12 protein-coding genes and 2 tRNA genes are annotated in these 14,630 nt (G+C 65.9%); 5 read left to right on the top strand and 9 right to left on the bottom strand.

Annotated elements, in window-relative coordinates; translation table 11 throughout:
- The first annotated feature begins 34 nt into the window (after positions 1–34).
- Positions 35–2,674: a valine--tRNA ligase gene (gene valS / locus NQ038_RS02900; RefSeq protein WP_257061835.1), complete on the top strand. Its 2,640-nt coding sequence runs from the start codon at positions 35–37 to the stop codon at positions 2,672–2,674.
- Positions 2,675–2,803: 129 nt separating this feature from the next.
- Here the strand turns inward: valS and clpX are convergent, their stop codons facing one another.
- The 5 genes from clpX to NQ038_RS02875 form a co-directional block, all read right to left on the bottom strand.
- Positions 2,804–4,084 carry an ATP-dependent Clp protease ATP-binding subunit ClpX gene (clpX, locus tag NQ038_RS02895; protein WP_257047281.1) on the bottom strand — a complete coding sequence of 427 codons (1,281 nt, stop codon included), beginning with the start codon at positions 4,082–4,084 and terminating at the stop codon, positions 2,804–2,806.
- Between the two features lie 220 nt (positions 4,085–4,304).
- A complete protein-coding gene (locus NQ038_RS02890) occupies positions 4,305–4,931 on the bottom strand; it encodes an ATP-dependent Clp protease proteolytic subunit (RefSeq protein ID WP_257047334.1) in 627 nt (208 codons plus the stop codon).
- 59 nt (positions 4,932–4,990) lie between these two features.
- A complete protein-coding gene (locus tag NQ038_RS02885; protein WP_257047333.1) occupies positions 4,991–5,554 on the bottom strand; it encodes an ATP-dependent Clp protease proteolytic subunit in 564 nt (187 codons plus the stop codon).
- A gap of 248 nt (positions 5,555–5,802) precedes the next feature.
- Positions 5,803–7,167 carry a trigger factor gene (gene tig, locus NQ038_RS02880; RefSeq protein ID WP_257047280.1) on the bottom strand — a complete coding sequence of 455 codons (1,365 nt, stop codon included), beginning with the start codon at positions 7,165–7,167 and terminating at the stop codon, positions 5,803–5,805.
- A 215-nt stretch (positions 7,168–7,382) separates the two neighbouring features.
- Positions 7,383–7,456 (bottom strand) — tRNA-Gly (locus NQ038_RS02875).
- Between the two features lie 141 nt (positions 7,457–7,597).
- On the opposite strand from NQ038_RS02875, the gene NQ038_RS02870 reads away from it, so the two are divergent.
- Positions 7,598–7,671, top strand: a tRNA-Pro gene (locus NQ038_RS02870).
- Positions 7,672–7,747: 76 nt separating this feature from the next.
- Here NQ038_RS02870 and NQ038_RS02865 read toward each other — a convergent pair.
- Positions 7,748–8,206, bottom strand: a complete 459-nt coding sequence (locus NQ038_RS02865) for a ribose-5-phosphate isomerase (RefSeq protein WP_257047279.1) — start codon at positions 8,204–8,206, stop codon at positions 7,748–7,750.
- A gap of 25 nt (positions 8,207–8,231) precedes the next feature.
- Positions 8,232–8,840: a DsbA family protein gene (locus NQ038_RS02860; protein ID WP_257047278.1), complete on the bottom strand. Its 609-nt coding sequence runs from the start codon at positions 8,838–8,840 to the stop codon at positions 8,232–8,234.
- 100 nt (positions 8,841–8,940) lie between these two features.
- Here NQ038_RS02860 and pepN point away from each other — a divergent pair, with 100 nt between their 5' ends.
- From pepN to NQ038_RS02845, 3 genes are all read left to right on the top strand, one after another.
- A complete protein-coding gene (pepN, locus tag NQ038_RS02855) occupies positions 8,941–11,568 on the top strand; it encodes an aminopeptidase N (protein ID WP_257047277.1) in 2,628 nt (875 codons plus the stop codon).
- A 216-nt stretch (positions 11,569–11,784) separates the two neighbouring features.
- Positions 11,785–12,885 (top strand): mechanosensitive ion channel family protein, encoded by a 1,101-nt coding sequence (locus NQ038_RS02850; RefSeq protein ID WP_257047276.1) that lies wholly within the window; start codon positions 11,785–11,787, stop codon positions 12,883–12,885.
- Between the two features lie 10 nt (positions 12,886–12,895).
- Positions 12,896–13,345: a globin gene (locus tag NQ038_RS02845; protein WP_257047275.1), complete on the top strand. Its 450-nt coding sequence runs from the start codon at positions 12,896–12,898 to the stop codon at positions 13,343–13,345.
- Here the strand turns inward: NQ038_RS02845 and NQ038_RS02840 are convergent.
- On the bottom strand, positions 13,342–14,052 hold the full coding sequence (locus NQ038_RS02840) for a hypothetical protein (protein ID WP_257047273.1): 711 nt from the start codon (positions 14,050–14,052) through the stop codon (positions 13,342–13,344). The genes NQ038_RS02845 and NQ038_RS02840 overlap by 4 nt on opposite strands.
- Positions 14,049–14,591 (bottom strand): thioesterase family protein, encoded by a 543-nt coding sequence (locus tag NQ038_RS02835; RefSeq protein ID WP_257047272.1) that lies wholly within the window; start codon positions 14,589–14,591, stop codon positions 14,049–14,051. The genes NQ038_RS02840 and NQ038_RS02835 overlap by 4 nt, the downstream gene beginning before the upstream one ends.
- Positions 14,592–14,630 lie beyond the last annotated feature (39 nt).

The following is a 14,630-nucleotide window of genomic DNA, read 5'->3' as shown; positions in this document are numbered from 1 at the left end:
GGCCGGAGTCGCTTTTTGGTGAGAAAATCGGCCCATGGACTACACCCCCAGCACACATGACTCGGTGCATCTTCCGGACAAACCGGCCCTCGAGGGCCTCAAGGACAAATGGGACCGGAAATGGGGTGAGGACCAGGTCTACGCCTTCGACCGCGAAACCACGCGGGAGGCGGTCTACGCGATCGACACTCCCCCGCCCACGGCTTCGGGCTCCCTGCACGTCGGCCACGTGTTCTCCTACACCCAGACCGATGTGATCGCGCGCTACCAGCGCATGAACGGAAAGAACGTCTTCTACCCCCTGGGCTGGGACGACAACGGCCTGCCCACCGAACGCCGCGTGCAGAACTACTTCGGCGTCAAGTGCGTGCCCTCGCTGCCCTACGACCCGGACTTCCAGCCGCCGGCCAAGGCGCCCAGGAACGCCCGCGATTTCGTCCCGGTCTCCCGCCAGAACTTCATCGAACTGTGCGAGCGCCTGGCCACTGACGATGAAAAGGTCTTCGAGGACCTGTTCCGCTCCGTCGGCCTGTCGGTGGACTGGAAGTACACCTACCGGACGATCGACGACACCTCGCGTGCCGTGTCCCAGCGCGCCTTCTTGACCGACCTGGCAGCCGGCCACGCCTACTCGCAGGACGCCCCCACGATGTGGGACGTCACCTTCGGCACAGCCGTCGCGCAGGCCGAACTCGAAGACCGTGAACGCGACGGCGCCTACCACCGGATCGCCTTCTACCCCGAGGGCGCCAACGGCCTGGCCGACACCTCGGCCGAACCGGTCGTCATCATGACGACCCGGCCCGAGCTCATCCCGGCAGTGGTCGCCCTCGTCGCCCACCCGGACGATGAGCGCTATCAGCCGCTGTTCGGACGTCGGGTCGTCTCCCCGCTGTTCGGCGTCGCGATCGACGTGCGCGCCCATCAGCTGGCGAAGATGGACAAGGGCACCGGCATCGCGATGGTCTGTACCTTCGGCGACCTGACCGACGTCACCTGGTGGCGCGAACTGGATCTGCCGACGCGTGCGGTCATCACCCGCGACGGCCGGCTGGCCCGCGACACCCCGGAGTGGATCACGGACTCCCCCAAGGCCGACGCTAACGAGCAGTACCAGCAGCTGGCCGGCAAGACGAGCTTCTCGGCCAAGGCCGCGATCGTGGATCTGCTGCGCGAATCCGGCGATCTGCTGGCAGAGCCGGAGCCCATCAAGCACCCGGTGCCCTTCTACGAGAAGGGCGATAAGCCGCTGGAGGTCGTCACCAGCCGCCAGTGGTACCTGCGCAATGGCGGGCGCTCCGCCGAGATCCGCGAACAGCTGCTGGCCCGCGGCCGTGAGCTGACCTGGCACCCCGCGTTCATGCAGTCGCGCTACGAGAACTGGGTGGAGGGCCTCAACGGGGACTGGCTGGTCTCCCGCCAGCGCTACTTCGGCGTGCCGATCCCCCTGTGGTACCGCCTGGACGCCTCCGGCGAACCCGACTACGACAATCCGATCGTCCCGGACGATGCGCAGCTGCCGGTCGACCCCGCGGCGCAGGCGCCCGCCGGATTCGATGAGTCCCAGCGGGATCAGCCCGGTGGCTTCACCGGAGACCCCGATGTGCTCGACACCTGGGCGACGTCCTCGCTGACCCCGCAGATCGTGGGCGGCTGGAGCCGGGATGAGGACCTGTTCAACAAGGTCTTCCCGATGGATCTGCGCCCGCAAGGCCACGACATCATCCGCACCTGGTTGTTCTCCACCGTCGTCCGTGCGAATTCGCTCAACGGCTCCCTGCCGTGGACCGACACGGCGCTGTCGGGATGGATCCTGGATCCGGACCGGAAGAAGATGTCGAAGTCCAAGGGCAATGTGGTCGTGCCCAGTGACATCCTGGCCGAGCACAAGCCGGGCTTCGGCCCCGACGCGGTGCGCTACTGGGCTGCCTCGGCCCGTCTGGGCGCCGACACGGCCTACGACGTCTCGCAGATGCAGATCGGCCGCCGTCTGGCGATGAAGCTGCTCAACGCCTCCAAGTTCGCGCTGGCCCAGGGCGTGCACGGCGGACTGGTCGGCCAGTTCGACTCCGTCACGCACGAGATCGACCGTGCGCTGCTGGCCAAGCTGGCCGCGACCGTCGAGTCCGCGGGCAAGCACTTCGCCGATTACGACTACGCCCATGCCCTGCGTGTGAGCGAGTCGTTCTTCTGGGACTTCGCCGACGACTACGTCGAACTGGTCAAGGACCGTTCCTATGGAGCCCAGGGCGAGGCCGGCCAGCTGTCAGCGCACGTCACCCTGGCCACGGCACTGCACACGCTGCTGCGCCTGTTCGCCCCGTTCATGCCGTTCGTCACCGAAGAGGTGTGGTCGTGGTGGCAGTCCGGTTCGGTCCACCGTGCCGCATGGCCGCAGGCTGACGAGCTGTCCGGCATCCAGGGCGATCCGCGCGTCATCACACTGGCCGGCCAGGTGCTCGGGTCGATCCGCGGGAAGAAGACCGAGGCCAAGGCCTCGCAGAAGACCCGCATCGCCTCCGCGCGCCTGACCCTGGCGGCTGCTGACCTGCCGTTGGTCGAGTCCGCTGCCGGTGACATCCAGGCTGCGGGCCGGGTGGACGCCTGGACCCTGGTGTCCGCTGAGGCCGCCGAGCCGGTGCTCGACGAGGTTGAGTTCGCCACTGCGGACTAGGCTTCAACGTCCGAAAAGGGCCGGGCCCGTACAGTCACCGACTGTACGGGCCCGGCCCTTTCACTTGAAAGCGAGGGCACGGTGGCCGAGGCTCGGGCCCCGGACTCCGGGGCCCTCCTGCCTGAGTGTTCAGGCGCTTTTGCGCCGCCGCTGAGTGATGCCCCTGGCAGAGGTCTTGGGCACCAGGGTGGGTGCCACGTTGTTCTCCACGACCTCCCTGGTGATCACCACCCGCTCGACGTCGTCCCGACTGGGGATCTCGAACATGACCGGCTGGAGCACCTCTTCCATGATGGACCGCAGGCCACGGGCGCCCGTCCCGCGCAGCAGCGCCTGGTCCGCAATCGCCTCCAGGGCGTCGTCGGCGAATTCCAGGTTCACCCCATCGATGTCGAACATCTTCTGATACTGCTTGGTCAGAGCATTGCGGGGTTGGGTGAGGATTTCGATCAGCGCTTCCCGATCCAGATCACTGACCGTGGCCAGCACTGGGAGACGGCCGATGAATTCGGGGATCAGACCGAACTTGTGGAGGTCTTCTGGCAGAACTTCCGAATAGACGTCGTCGGTATCCTGCTTGGAGGCGATGAGCGCTCCGAAGCCGATCCCGTGCTTGCCCTTGCGGGAGGCGATGATCTCCTCCAAACCGGCGAAGGCGCCGGCCACGATGAACAGGACGTTCGTCGTATCGATCTGGATGAACTCCTGATGCGGGTGTTTACGGCCGCCCTGCGGCGGGACCGAGGCCTGCGTGCCCTCCAAGATCTTCAGCAGGGCCTGTTGGACGCCCTCGCCCGACACGTCCCTGGTAATCGAGGGGTTCTCCGATTTGCGGGCGATCTTGTCGATCTCGTCGATGTAGATGATGCCTGTCTGCGCGCGCTCCACGTCGAAGTCCGCGGCCTGGATGAGCTTGAGGAGGATATTCTCCACGTCTTCACCGACATAGCCCGCCTCCGTCAATGCAGTCGCATCCGCCACCGCAAAGGGGACGTTGAGGCGTTTGGCAAGTGTCTGGGCCAGATAGGTCTTGCCAGAACCCGTAGGACCGACCATGAGGATATTCGACTTGGCGATCTCCACCTCACTGTCGTCCACCCGGTCCTTATGCGCCCGAATCCGCTTGTAGTGGTTGTAGACCGCTACGGACAGGGCCCGCTTGGCGGCGTCCTGGCCGATGACGTATTCGTCGAGGAAGTCGTAGATCTCCGCGGGTTTGGGCAGGGTGAAATCCGCTACCTCTTCGCTTGCGACCTGGTTGAGTTCCTCTTCGATGATCTCGTTGCACAGCCCGATGCACTCATCACAGATGTATACGCCTGGGCCGGCGATGAGTTTGCGGACCTGCTTCTGCGACTTCCCACAGAAGTTGCATTTGAGGAGGTCTGCGCTCTCAGAACTGCGTGCCACAGTGTCTACCTTTCTTGATGAGGTTCCGGATCTGCATGTCGTGCTCATCATAGCCGGGGCGTCTGACACGCCCACTCATCGTATTCGAAACACGACGGGCGGGTCAGCCCGATTACTCGCGTAACCACTCTAACCCGCCCGTCATCTCACGGCCTAACTACCGCGCCCGCCGCAAGGGCACTACGATCTCACGCAATGCCCCGGCCGCGCGCGTAGAGGATCACTGCGCCTTGCGCGAGGCCAGCACCTCGTCGACCAGGCCGTAGTCCTTGGCCTGAGCGGCGGTCAGGAACAGATCGCGTTCGATGTCGTTCGAGACCTGCTCGGGCGTCTTATTGGAGTGACTCGACAGGGTCTCCTCCAACCAGGTGCGCATGCGCAGGACCTCGGCGGCCTGGATCTCCAGGTCGGAGGCCTGGCCCTGGCCCTGGCCCTGCATCGCGGGCTGGTGGATGAGCACGCGGGCGTTCGGCAGTGCCAGGCGCTTGCCCGGCGCCCCGGCTGCCAGCAGCACGGCCGCTGCACTGGCCGCCTGGCCCAGGCACACCGTCTGGATCTGCGGCTTGACATACTGCATCGTGTCGTAGATCGCCGTCAGCGCGGTGAAGGAACCACCCGGCGAGTTGATGTACAGGGTGATGTCGCGATCCGGGTCCTGCGATTCCAGGACCAGCAGCTGCGCCATGATGTCATCGGCGGAGGTGTCGTCGACCTGGACACCCAGGAAGATGACGCGGTCCTCGAACAGCTTGGTGTAGGGGTCCGTGCGCTTGAAGCCGTAAGGAGTGCGCTCCTCGAACTGCGGCATGACGTAACGGGCACTGGGCATCGCGGGACCGGCAGCCATCGGCGTCAGGTTGCCCGCCGTGGACAGCGGATTGATGATGGTCATGGTGTCCTTCCTGATCAGGCCTGGGAGCCCAGCTCGTCGGCGCTCGTGACGACCTTGTCGATGAAGCCGTACTCCAGGGCCTCGGCCGCGGTGAACCAGTGGTCGCGGTCGTTGTCCTTGAGGATCTGCTCCAGCGACTTGCCAGTCTGCTGTGCTGTCAGCTCCGCCATCTCCTGCTTCATCTTCAGGATCAGTTCGGCCTGGATCTTGATGTCCGTGGCCGTGCCGCCGATCCCGCCCAGGGGCTGGTGCATGAGCACCCGGGTGTGGGGCAGGGCGAAGCGCTTGCCCTTGGACCCCGAGGACAGCAGGAACTGTCCCATCGAAGCGGCCATACCCATCGCCACGGTGCCGACATCGGGCTTGATGTACTGCATCGTGTCGTAGATCGCCATGCCGGCGGTCACGGAACCTCCGGGGGAATTGATGTAGAGCCAGATGTCCTTGTCCGGGTCCTCGGCCGCCAGCAGCATCAGCTGAGCGCAGATGACGTTCGCATTGTCGTCACGCACGTCCTCTCCCAGCCAGATGATGCGTTCCTTCAGCAACCGGTTGAAGATGTGATCGTCCAGGCCCATGCCACCGCCGTTGCCGGCGGCCACGGGGCGGGAGTCGAGGTCTTTTCCTGCCACGCTTGTCTCCTGTGGGTTGATCGTTGCTTTCTTGGAACTCTAACCGGACCATCCCCCGTTTTAGTCCCACAACCGCCGGTGTTCGCTGGCAGCTTGAGAACCGGGCGGGGCCGGATACGCCAGAGGCGGGGCTCCTCCGGTAATCGGAGGGCCCCGCCCCTGGTCACCGGACCATTGGTCCGGCGTCGCAGAACTCAGGCGTCCTTGGACTCAGCGGCTTCCGCTGCTTCGGCCTCGGCGGCGTCGTCTTCGGCCTCTGCGGCTTCCTGGGCGGCCAGGCCGCCGGGAGTCGTGAAGGCGGTCATGTCGACGACATTGCCCTCGCCGTCCTTGACCACGGCACCGGCCAACACAGCGGCCAGGCCCTTGCGACGGGCGACCTCGCCCATGATCGCGGGGATCTGGCCCTGCGAATCGATGGCCTGTGCGAAGTCGTTGGGGTTCATGCCGTACTGCTGCGAGGCGGAGATGATGTATTCGATCAGCTCGCCCTGGCCGACCTCGACGTTCTCCGCGGCCACGACCTTGTCAAGGATGAACTGCGTGCGCAGTGCCTTCTCGGTGTCGGCGGTGACCTCGGTACGGTGCTCCTCGTCGTCCTCACGGCCCTCGCCCTCGAGGTGGCGCTTGACCTCGTCCTCGACCACGCGGGCCGGGACGGGCAGGTTCAGCTGCTCGAGCAGGGCCTCGAGGACCTTGTCGCGGGCTTCGACCCCCTGGTCCAGTTCCTTCTGCTGCGCGGCCTGCTTCTTCAGGTCCTCGCGCAGTTCGGCGATCGTGTCGAATTCGCTGGCCAGCTGGGCGAAGTCGTCGTCGGCCTCCGGCAGTTCGCGTTCCTTGACCGCGGTCAGCTTCAGCTTCACGGAGCCGGTCTCGCCGGCGTGCTCGCCACCGGCGATCGTGGTCTCGAAGGTGGTCTCCTCACCCGCGGACAGGCCCTCCAGGGCCTCGTCCTGGCCGTCGAGCATGGTACCGGCGCCGACCTGGTAGGAGATGTCTGAGGCGTTGTCGATCTCTTCGCCGTTGACCGAGGCGACCAGGTCGATGGTGACGAAATCGTCCTTGGCGGCCGGACGCTCGACGGACTTCAGAGTGCCGAAACGCGAACGCAGTTCGTCCAGCTGGGCATCGACGTCCTCATCGGTGACCTCGAAGGTGTCGACCGTGACCTCGATGGAGTCATAGGCCGGCAGTTCGAATTCAGGGCGGACGTCGACGTCGATCGTGAACTTCAGATCGCCGGATTCGGTGCCGTCGAGGCCGGGGACCTCGGTCACGTCGACCTCGGGGGTGCCCAGCGGTTCGAGCGACTGCTCGTCGATGGCCTTGCGGTAGAAGTCGTCGAGGCTGTTGTTCACGGCCTCCTGCAGGACGACCGGACGGCCCACACGCTGGTCGATGATGCGCGCAGGCACCTTGCCGCGGCGGAAACCGGGAACGTTGACCTGCTTGCCGATCTCCTTGTAGGCCTCGTCGATGCTCGGCTTGAGTTCGGCGTAGGGAGCTTCAATGCTGAGCTTGACGCGGGTCTCATCGACCCGCTCGACGGAGCTTTTCACTGTTTACCTCTTCGTTTCGGACATGGGTGAGCCGTTTGGCTCGGATATTCACCTGCCGTCACGCCCGCGAGGACTCCGCGGACACACCACGACAGGGCACGGTCAATGATTCTACTTGTCGCGGCCGGACTTTTGCACATCGGGTAGGGAACACTGGTGCATTCGACGACAAAGGCCCCGCCATCATGGTGCTGATGACGGGGCCTCGACGAATCTGGAGGGGATGACGGGAATCGAACCCGCGTAATCAGTTTGGAAGACTGAGGCTCTACCATTGAGCTACATCCCCGAAGGACGAGCTCAACTCTACTGGACGATCCGGCCATGCGCAAAACGGCCCCCGCAGCGTAGGTCCATAAGCCGGATTCGGCACCGCACCAACCGGGGATTAGGCGCCCCACCGGTGATGACATATACTCGATCACGGTCACGGGACGTGGCGCAGCTTGGTAGCGCGCCTGCTTTGGGAGCAGGATGTCGCAGGTTCAAATCCTGTCGTCCCGACCGAATGAACAGGGCCCCGGAGTTGAACTCCGGGGCCCTGTTCGTGTGCCGGGGGCAGTCACCCCGGCTCAGCGCATCACTTCTCTTCGTACGCGCCGATCTTCGCGATTCGGCGGGCGTGACGTTCATCACCGGAGAATGGTTCGGCCAGGAAGGCGTCGACGATCGCCAGAGCCTCGTCCTGCGGATGCTGCCGGGCGCCGATGGACACGATCCATGCATCGTTGTGCTGCCTGGCCAGCTGGGCTGTGTCGATGTTCCAGGCCAGGGCGCAGCGGGCGCCCTTGACCTTGTTCGCCGAGATCTGCTCGCCATTGCCCGAACCACCGACGACCACGCCGAGCGAGTCGAGGCCCTCCGCGCGGTCGGCGACCGTCGCCTCGGCCGCTGCGATGCAGAAGGACGGGTAGTCGTCGAGCGCATCGTATTCCAGCGCTCCGTGGTCCACGACCTCGAAGCCGGCTTCACTCAGATGCTGCTTGAGGATTTCCTTGAATTCGAAACCGGCATGATCGGTTCCCAGGTGCACGCGCACTGTCAGACTCCTAGTCGTAGGGTGTTCAGTCGAAGATCGGGCCGGATGTCCGGGTGCGCTTCAGTTCGAAGAACCCGGGGGTGCCGGCCACGAGGACGAGGCCGTCGAACAGTTTACCCGCGGCCTCGCCCTTGGGAGCGGGGGTGACGACGGGACCGAAGAAGGCGACATCGCCCACGGCCACGACCGGAGTGCCCACGTCCTCGCCGACCTTGGAGATCCCCTCCTGATGGGAGGCCCGCAGCGCATCGTCCCACTCAGTCGAATCAGCGGCCTGTGCCAGTTCCGCCGGCAGCCCGACCTCGGCCAGGGACTCGGCGATGACCTGCGGATAGTCCTTGTTGCCGCCCGGGTGAATGCGAGTGCCCATGGCCGTGTACAGCGGTTCGATGACCTGCTTGCCGTGACCGGCGGCCGCAGCGATGATCACCCGCACGGGGCCCCAGGCCCGCTGCATGGCGGCTTTGTAGTCCTCCGGCAGCTCCTCCCGGCCCTCGTTGAGCACTGCCAGGCTCATCACATGGAATTCGACCTCGACGTCGCGGACCCGCTGGACCTCCAGCGCCCAGCGCGATGCCATCCAGGCCCAGGGGCAGCTCGGATCGAACCAGAAATCTAGGGTTTGCGTGGCCATATCATCCTCCGAGGAATCGACGGTGCCCGGTGGCTGCCCGGGCCTCACATGAAAGAATACTTGCAAGTCACACGGACATTGCAAGAGGGAAGAAGGACCAATGGCCCAGCACAATCTGACCCGGCTGGAGGCCGCCGCACGCGCGGCGGCCCTGCGAGTCGACTCCTATGACGTCACCCTGGTGCTCACCGGAAAGGGACCGACCTTCCGCAGCCGCACGGTGGTGGCCTTCACCGCAGAAGCGGGCACGCAGACGTTCATCGATGCGATCACCTCCTCGGTTCACGAGCTGCGGCTCAACGGCGAAATCCTGGACCCGGCCAAGTACGTGGGCCCCGGACGCATCCGCCTGCCGGAACTTCAGGAGCGCAACGAGCTGGTCGTCGACGCCGAGTTCTTCTACATGAACACCGGCGAGGGCCTGCACCGCTTCGTCGATCCGGCCGACGGCGAAACCTACCTGTACTCCCAGTTCGAGGTCCCCGATTCGCGCCGCGTCTTCTCCGTGTTCGAACAGCCCGACCTCAAGGCCACCTTCGCCTTCACGATCGTCGCGCCGGCCCGGTGGGCCGTGGTCTCCAACTCCCCCACCCCCGCACCCACCGACTCCGTGGACGATGTGCTCGGCGGTCTGGCAAGCGCGCCCCGGGACATGCCCGAGGACTCCGCCGAGGCCATGGCGGTCTGGCGCTTCGCCCCCACCCCGCGGATCGCCAGCTACATCACCGCGATCGTCGCCGGGCCCTACAAGTCGGTGCACTCCTCGCTGCAGTCGGCCGACGGCGAGGCCGTGCCGCTGGGTGTCTATACCCGTGCCTCGCTGTTCGACTACATCGATGCCGACAACATCTTCGACGTCACCCGCGCCGGCTTCGCCTTCTACGAGGACCTGTTCGACACTCCGTATCCCTTCGAGAAGTACGACCAGCTGTTCGTCCCGGAGTTCAACGCAGGCGCAATGGAGAACGCCGGCGCGGTGACCTTCGTGGAGAAGTACGTATTCCGTTCCCGGCCCACCGGCGCCACGGTGGAGCGTCGCGTGGTGACGATCCTGCACGAACTCGCCCATATGTGGTTCGGCGATCTGGTCACCATGAAGTGGTGGAACGACCTGTGGCTCAATGAGTCCTTCGCCGAATTCATGTCCACCCTGGCGACCGCCGAAGCCACCGAGTTCACCGAGGGCTGGACCACCTTCGCCTCCCTGGAGAAGGCCTGGGCCTACCGCCAGGACCAGCTGCCCAGCACCCACCCGATCGTCGCCCCGATCGAGGATCTGGCCGATGTCGAGGTCAACTTCGACGGCATCACCTATGCCAAGGGCGCATCCGTGCTCAAACAGCTGGTCGCCTGGGTCGGCCGCGAGCAGTTCTTCACCGGCATCAAGGCGTACTTCGACAAGCACTCGTGGTCCAACGCGACCCTGGCCGATCTGCTGGCCGAACTGGCGGTGGCCTCCGGCCGCGACGTCGACGCCTGGACGAAGCTGTGGCTGCAGGAATCGGGGGTGAACCTGATCCGGCCGATCGTCGAATCCGGTTCCGACGGCACGGTGGAGCGCATCGCCCTGCTGCAGGAGCCCTTTGCGCTCGCCGGCCGGCCCGTGCCCTCGCTGCGCCCGCACCGCCTGGCCGTGGGCTACTACGATCTGGTCGGCGGGCAGCTCGAACGCACGGCGTTGCACGAGCTCGATCTGGACGGCGCATCGGTCGAACTGCCCGTGCCCGCGCAGCGCCCCGCGGTCATCGTCGTCAACGATCAGGATCTTACCTACGCCAAGGTCCGATTCGATCCGGAGTCGTTGCAGGTCGTGCTGGAGCATCTGGACGGCTTCTCCGATGTGCTCACGCAGACTGTGGCGTTGACGACCCTGTGGGACATGGTGCGCGACGGCGAACTGGCCCCGGCAGCCTATGTGCACGCCCTGGAGAAGCACCTGCCATCGGTCGTCCATTCGACCGCGCTCAATGTGCAGATGCGCAATCTGGCCACGGCCCTGGGCGCCTACACCGCCCCCGCCGACAGGCCGGCCGGCCGGACCGAGGCCGCAGCAGCCCTGTGGACGATGGTCCAGCAGGCGCCGGCGAACTCCGATCAGCAGTTCCAGCTGTTCCAGGCCTTCGTCAAGCACGCCGCGAGCGCCGAACAGCTCGACACCCTCGAGGCGATTCTGGCCGGCACCACCGAGCCGGGACCGGGGCTGAGCGTGGATACCGATCTGCGCTGGGAGATCATCATCGCGCTGGCAGCCGCCGGCCGCCTCGACGATGCTGCCATCGATGGCTGGTTGGCCGCCGACAACACCGCAGACGGACATTACGCGGCGGGCACGGCCAAGGCCGCGCGCGCCGATTCCGCGGTCAAGACTGCTACCTTCGTGCGACTCCTCACCGACACCTCGGTGCCCAATACGATGGTCGACGCCATCACCCGCGGATTCGGCCACGGGATCGAGAATCCGGATGGCTCGCTCATCGCAGCGGGTGAGGGACTGGGCGACTTCCGCTCTGCCTACTTCGAGCGGATCGAATCGGTCTGGGCCGACCGCACCCTGGAGATCGCCCAGACCCTGACCCTGGGCCTGTACCCGCCGGCTTCGGCTGCCACCGTCGAGGCGACCCGCAGCTGGCTGGACGGGCACGCCGAGGCCCACAAGGGCCTGGTCCGCCTGATGAGGGAGAACCTGGACTCCGCGGAGCGGACCCTGCGGGTGCGCACAGCCGAATAGGCGGCTCATCCGCCCGGCATGCGCGACAGCGGCCTGCCGACCGTCCGCCGGCCCCGACCCTCCAGAGGGGTCGGGGCCGGCGGCGCTTCCGGCCGACCGTGTCTGCGGCCGCCTATGCGACCATCTGACTTTATAACGTTTCGGTATCGGATTTTCGGGAGGAACTCAGCGGGGTCCTGGGAACCGTTCAGCGGCCTCCACTAGCCTGGAGTGCATATGAACGCTCAGTCCGTCTTCGCTCAGTCCACCCCGTCCCCTTCCTCGGTCTCCCCCGGGCCTGCGGACGGGACGACCTCACCCACCCCGACGCCCACGTCAACCGGTTTCGAGCGCACGGTCGACGAGACGGTGCAGAAGGCGCGTGACTTCGACTACGCATTCTGGCTGGGCACACCGTTGAAGATCGCCGTGATCATCCTCGTCGCCCTGCTGATCGCGCTGATCCTGCGGCTCATCATCCGCCGCTTCACTCGGTCGATCGCAGCCGGCGCGGACGGCCGGCTGCGCATGGGCAAGTCATCGCGTTCCGTTGAGATGTTCGGACAGGACCCGATGACCAGGGCCAGGCGGGCCCAGCGGGCGCGCACAGTCGGTTCACTGTTGCAGTCCCTGACCGCCATTGTCGTGGCCGTCATCACGGGCATGATGGTGTTGACCGAATTGGGCTTCAATCTGGCGCCGGTGCTGGCATCGGCCGGGATCGTGGGCATCGCCCTGGGCTTCGGGGCCCAGACCCTGGTCAAGGACTATCTGTCCGGCTTCTTCATCGTCATCGAGGACCAGTTCGGCATCGGCGACTCAGTGGACCTGGGCGAAGTCCAGGGCAGCGTCGAAGAGGTCGGTCTGCGGATCACGAAGATCCGGGCCATGGACGGCACCCTGTGGCATATCCGCAACGGCGAGATCTTCAAGGTGGGGAATTCCTCCCAGGGATGGTCCGTGGCTGTGCTCGATCTGCCCTTCCCCTATGAGGCGGACGATGACGCGATCAACGCTGTGATCGCCGATACGATCACCCATCTGCAGGCACAGCCGGAGCTGAAGAAGTCGTTGTTGGAGGACCCAGAGGTCCTGGGCGTCCAGCAGATGACCGGCGAGGCGGTGACGGTCCGGGTCACAATCAAGACGCGACCGGGGCAGAACGGCTCCGTCTCACGCGAGTTCCGCAAGAACTTCCGCCACCAGCTTTCGCGACGGGACCTGGCCGTGCCCTTCGAGATGCAGACGGTGCTGCGCTCCATGGGGCCACTGGGCGCCGGTGCGGTAGAGTCGACCGAGGTCGAGACGGTGTCTGGGAAGGACGATGCGCGCAAATGACGGAACTCCGATGACAACACAGGACGCTGCCGAAGCGCCCCAGAGCATGTTCGCCCTGGTCGGCGGGCACCCCACTTTCACGAAGCTGGTCGACGCCTTCTACGCCGGGGTCGCCGATGACCCCTACCTGATCGCCATGTATCCAGACGGCCGGGAACTCGTCGGCGCCAAGCACCGGCTGCAGGGTTTCCTCGAACAGTACTTCGGTGGGCCCACCACCTATTCGCAGGAACGCGGGCACCCCCGTCTGCGGATGCGCCACATGCCCTTCACCGTCACTCCCCGCGGGCGCGAACACTGGCTGGCCCATATGCGCGCAGCACTCGACACACTGGAACTGGCACCCATGTACGACGCTGCGATGTGGGACTACTTCAACCGTGCGGCGACTGCCATGATCAACAGCTTCGAAGAGCCCGGCGCCCGGGATCGGACCCCGGGTTCCAACGACCGCTCCTAGAGGCTGCGCAGGGGCGTCAGCAGATGGCCGCCGCGAGTCGTCAGGCGCAACCAGCCGGAGACCCGGAACACCGTGACCCCGGAGTCTTCGAGCACGGGTCCATGCGGTAAGAACCCCAGGACCTCACCGGCGTAGGCCATTCCTGCGGGTACGGATGGCAGGCGCTCGGGCCCCATTGCAGCGGCCGGGGCGCCCGGCTCGAGTTCGACCTCCCGGCTCCACACCAGGCGGCGCAGCCTGCTCACCGCATGCCCACCGGAACCGGAGGGGCTGCCCTGGGCGACCTCGGCGATTCCGGCGCGGGCAACCTCGACCAGGTTCGCGGCCGGGACCTCGCCCACGTTGGTCCAGCCGGTCCGGGGCGGGGTGCGAGCCGTCCAGGCGACGGGCACCTCGGTCGGAGGCAGGGGCAGACGGGCGTCGCCGGTGGTTTCCGCTCGGGCGAACCTGTCGCCGAGCGCGCGAGCCGGCACCACCCGGTCCAGCCCGTCCAGCCCGGAGTCACTCAATCGCAGCATCCGCATCGCCAGCACCAGGGGCATCGTGTCGCCCAAGCCGGCCGGATACAGGGGAGCTGTAGTGAGCACCAGCACATCGCCGCCCACGCTCAAGCGCACGGCGGCGTCCGGATCGGCCCGCAGCAGGCGGGCGGTGAACAACTGCCAGTCGGCCAGCGCTCCCGAATCGGCCGGATGCAGGGACGTCACTTGCGCCTCTTCATCCGGATCGGGCCGACCACTGCCCCGCTCAGCTCCGCGTATTCGTGCTCGCTGAGCCGGCGCGCCCGGTGGGTGATGGAGTCGACGAAGACGACGTCGGTCTCGGCCACCGAGTACTGGGCCGAGCCGTCGGGTTCTCCGATCACGTAGCCCACGGTGATGAGCACCGGCGAGACCTTCGCCAGCACCAGGTCCACGGCGATGGGGCCCTCACGGTAAGGCACCGGCGTGCGATATTCAATCGCATGGCTCGAGACCAGGATGTCGGCGCCGTCGCTGGCGGCCCGGAACACCTGTGGCAGGGCCGTGCCGAACACCTGCCGAGCAGCACCGGCGGGACCGGCCACCGGCTGGACATCGCGCGCGGCGGTGGGGGAACCGAAGGCACGCACACGTGCCTCTTCCAGGATTTTCAGCTGGGTGACGTTGTTGACGTGCCCATAGGCGTCCATATCGCCCCAGCGCAACTCGATGAGCACACGCGTGAAGGGGCCGGAGATCAGGGGGTTGACCAATTCGAAACTCATTGGCTCATTCTTTCACCCCGGACCTCCGGCCCCGGTACC

Origin of the sequence: Brevibacterium sp. 50QC2O2, from assembly GCF_024580675.1 — a bacterium.
In the GTDB taxonomy this organism is placed as follows: domain Bacteria; phylum Actinomycetota; class Actinomycetes; order Actinomycetales; family Brevibacteriaceae; genus Brevibacterium; species Brevibacterium moorei.
Note: the sequence above shows the minus strand (reverse complement) of the source record. Positions and strands in the feature narration are given on the sequence as shown.

Excerpts from the sequence above, each read along its gene's own strand:
- valS (WP_257061835.1), top strand. The coding sequence starts at position 35 with ATGGACTACACCCCCAGCACACATGACTCGGTGCATCTTCCGGACAAA.
- NQ038_RS02890 (WP_257047334.1), bottom strand. The coding sequence starts at position 4,931 with ATGGCTGCCGGTCCCGCGATGCCCAGTGCCCGTTACGTCATGCCGCAG.
- NQ038_RS02885 (WP_257047333.1), bottom strand. The coding sequence starts at position 5,554 with ATGGGCCTGGACGATCACATCTTCAACCGGTTGCTGAAGGAACGCATC.
- NQ038_RS02860 (WP_257047278.1), bottom strand. The coding sequence starts at position 8,840 with ATGGCCACGCAAACCCTAGATTTCTGGTTCGATCCGAGCTGCCCCTGG.
- pepN (WP_257047277.1), top strand. The coding sequence starts at position 8,941 with ATGGCCCAGCACAATCTGACCCGGCTGGAGGCCGCCGCACGCGCGGCG.
- NQ038_RS02850 (WP_257047276.1), top strand. The coding sequence starts at position 11,785 with ATGAACGCTCAGTCCGTCTTCGCTCAGTCCACCCCGTCCCCTTCCTCG.
- NQ038_RS02845 (WP_257047275.1), top strand. The coding sequence starts at position 12,896 with ATGACAACACAGGACGCTGCCGAAGCGCCCCAGAGCATGTTCGCCCTG.
- NQ038_RS02835 (WP_257047272.1), bottom strand. The coding sequence starts at position 14,591 with ATGAGTTTCGAATTGGTCAACCCCCTGATCTCCGGCCCCTTCACGCGT.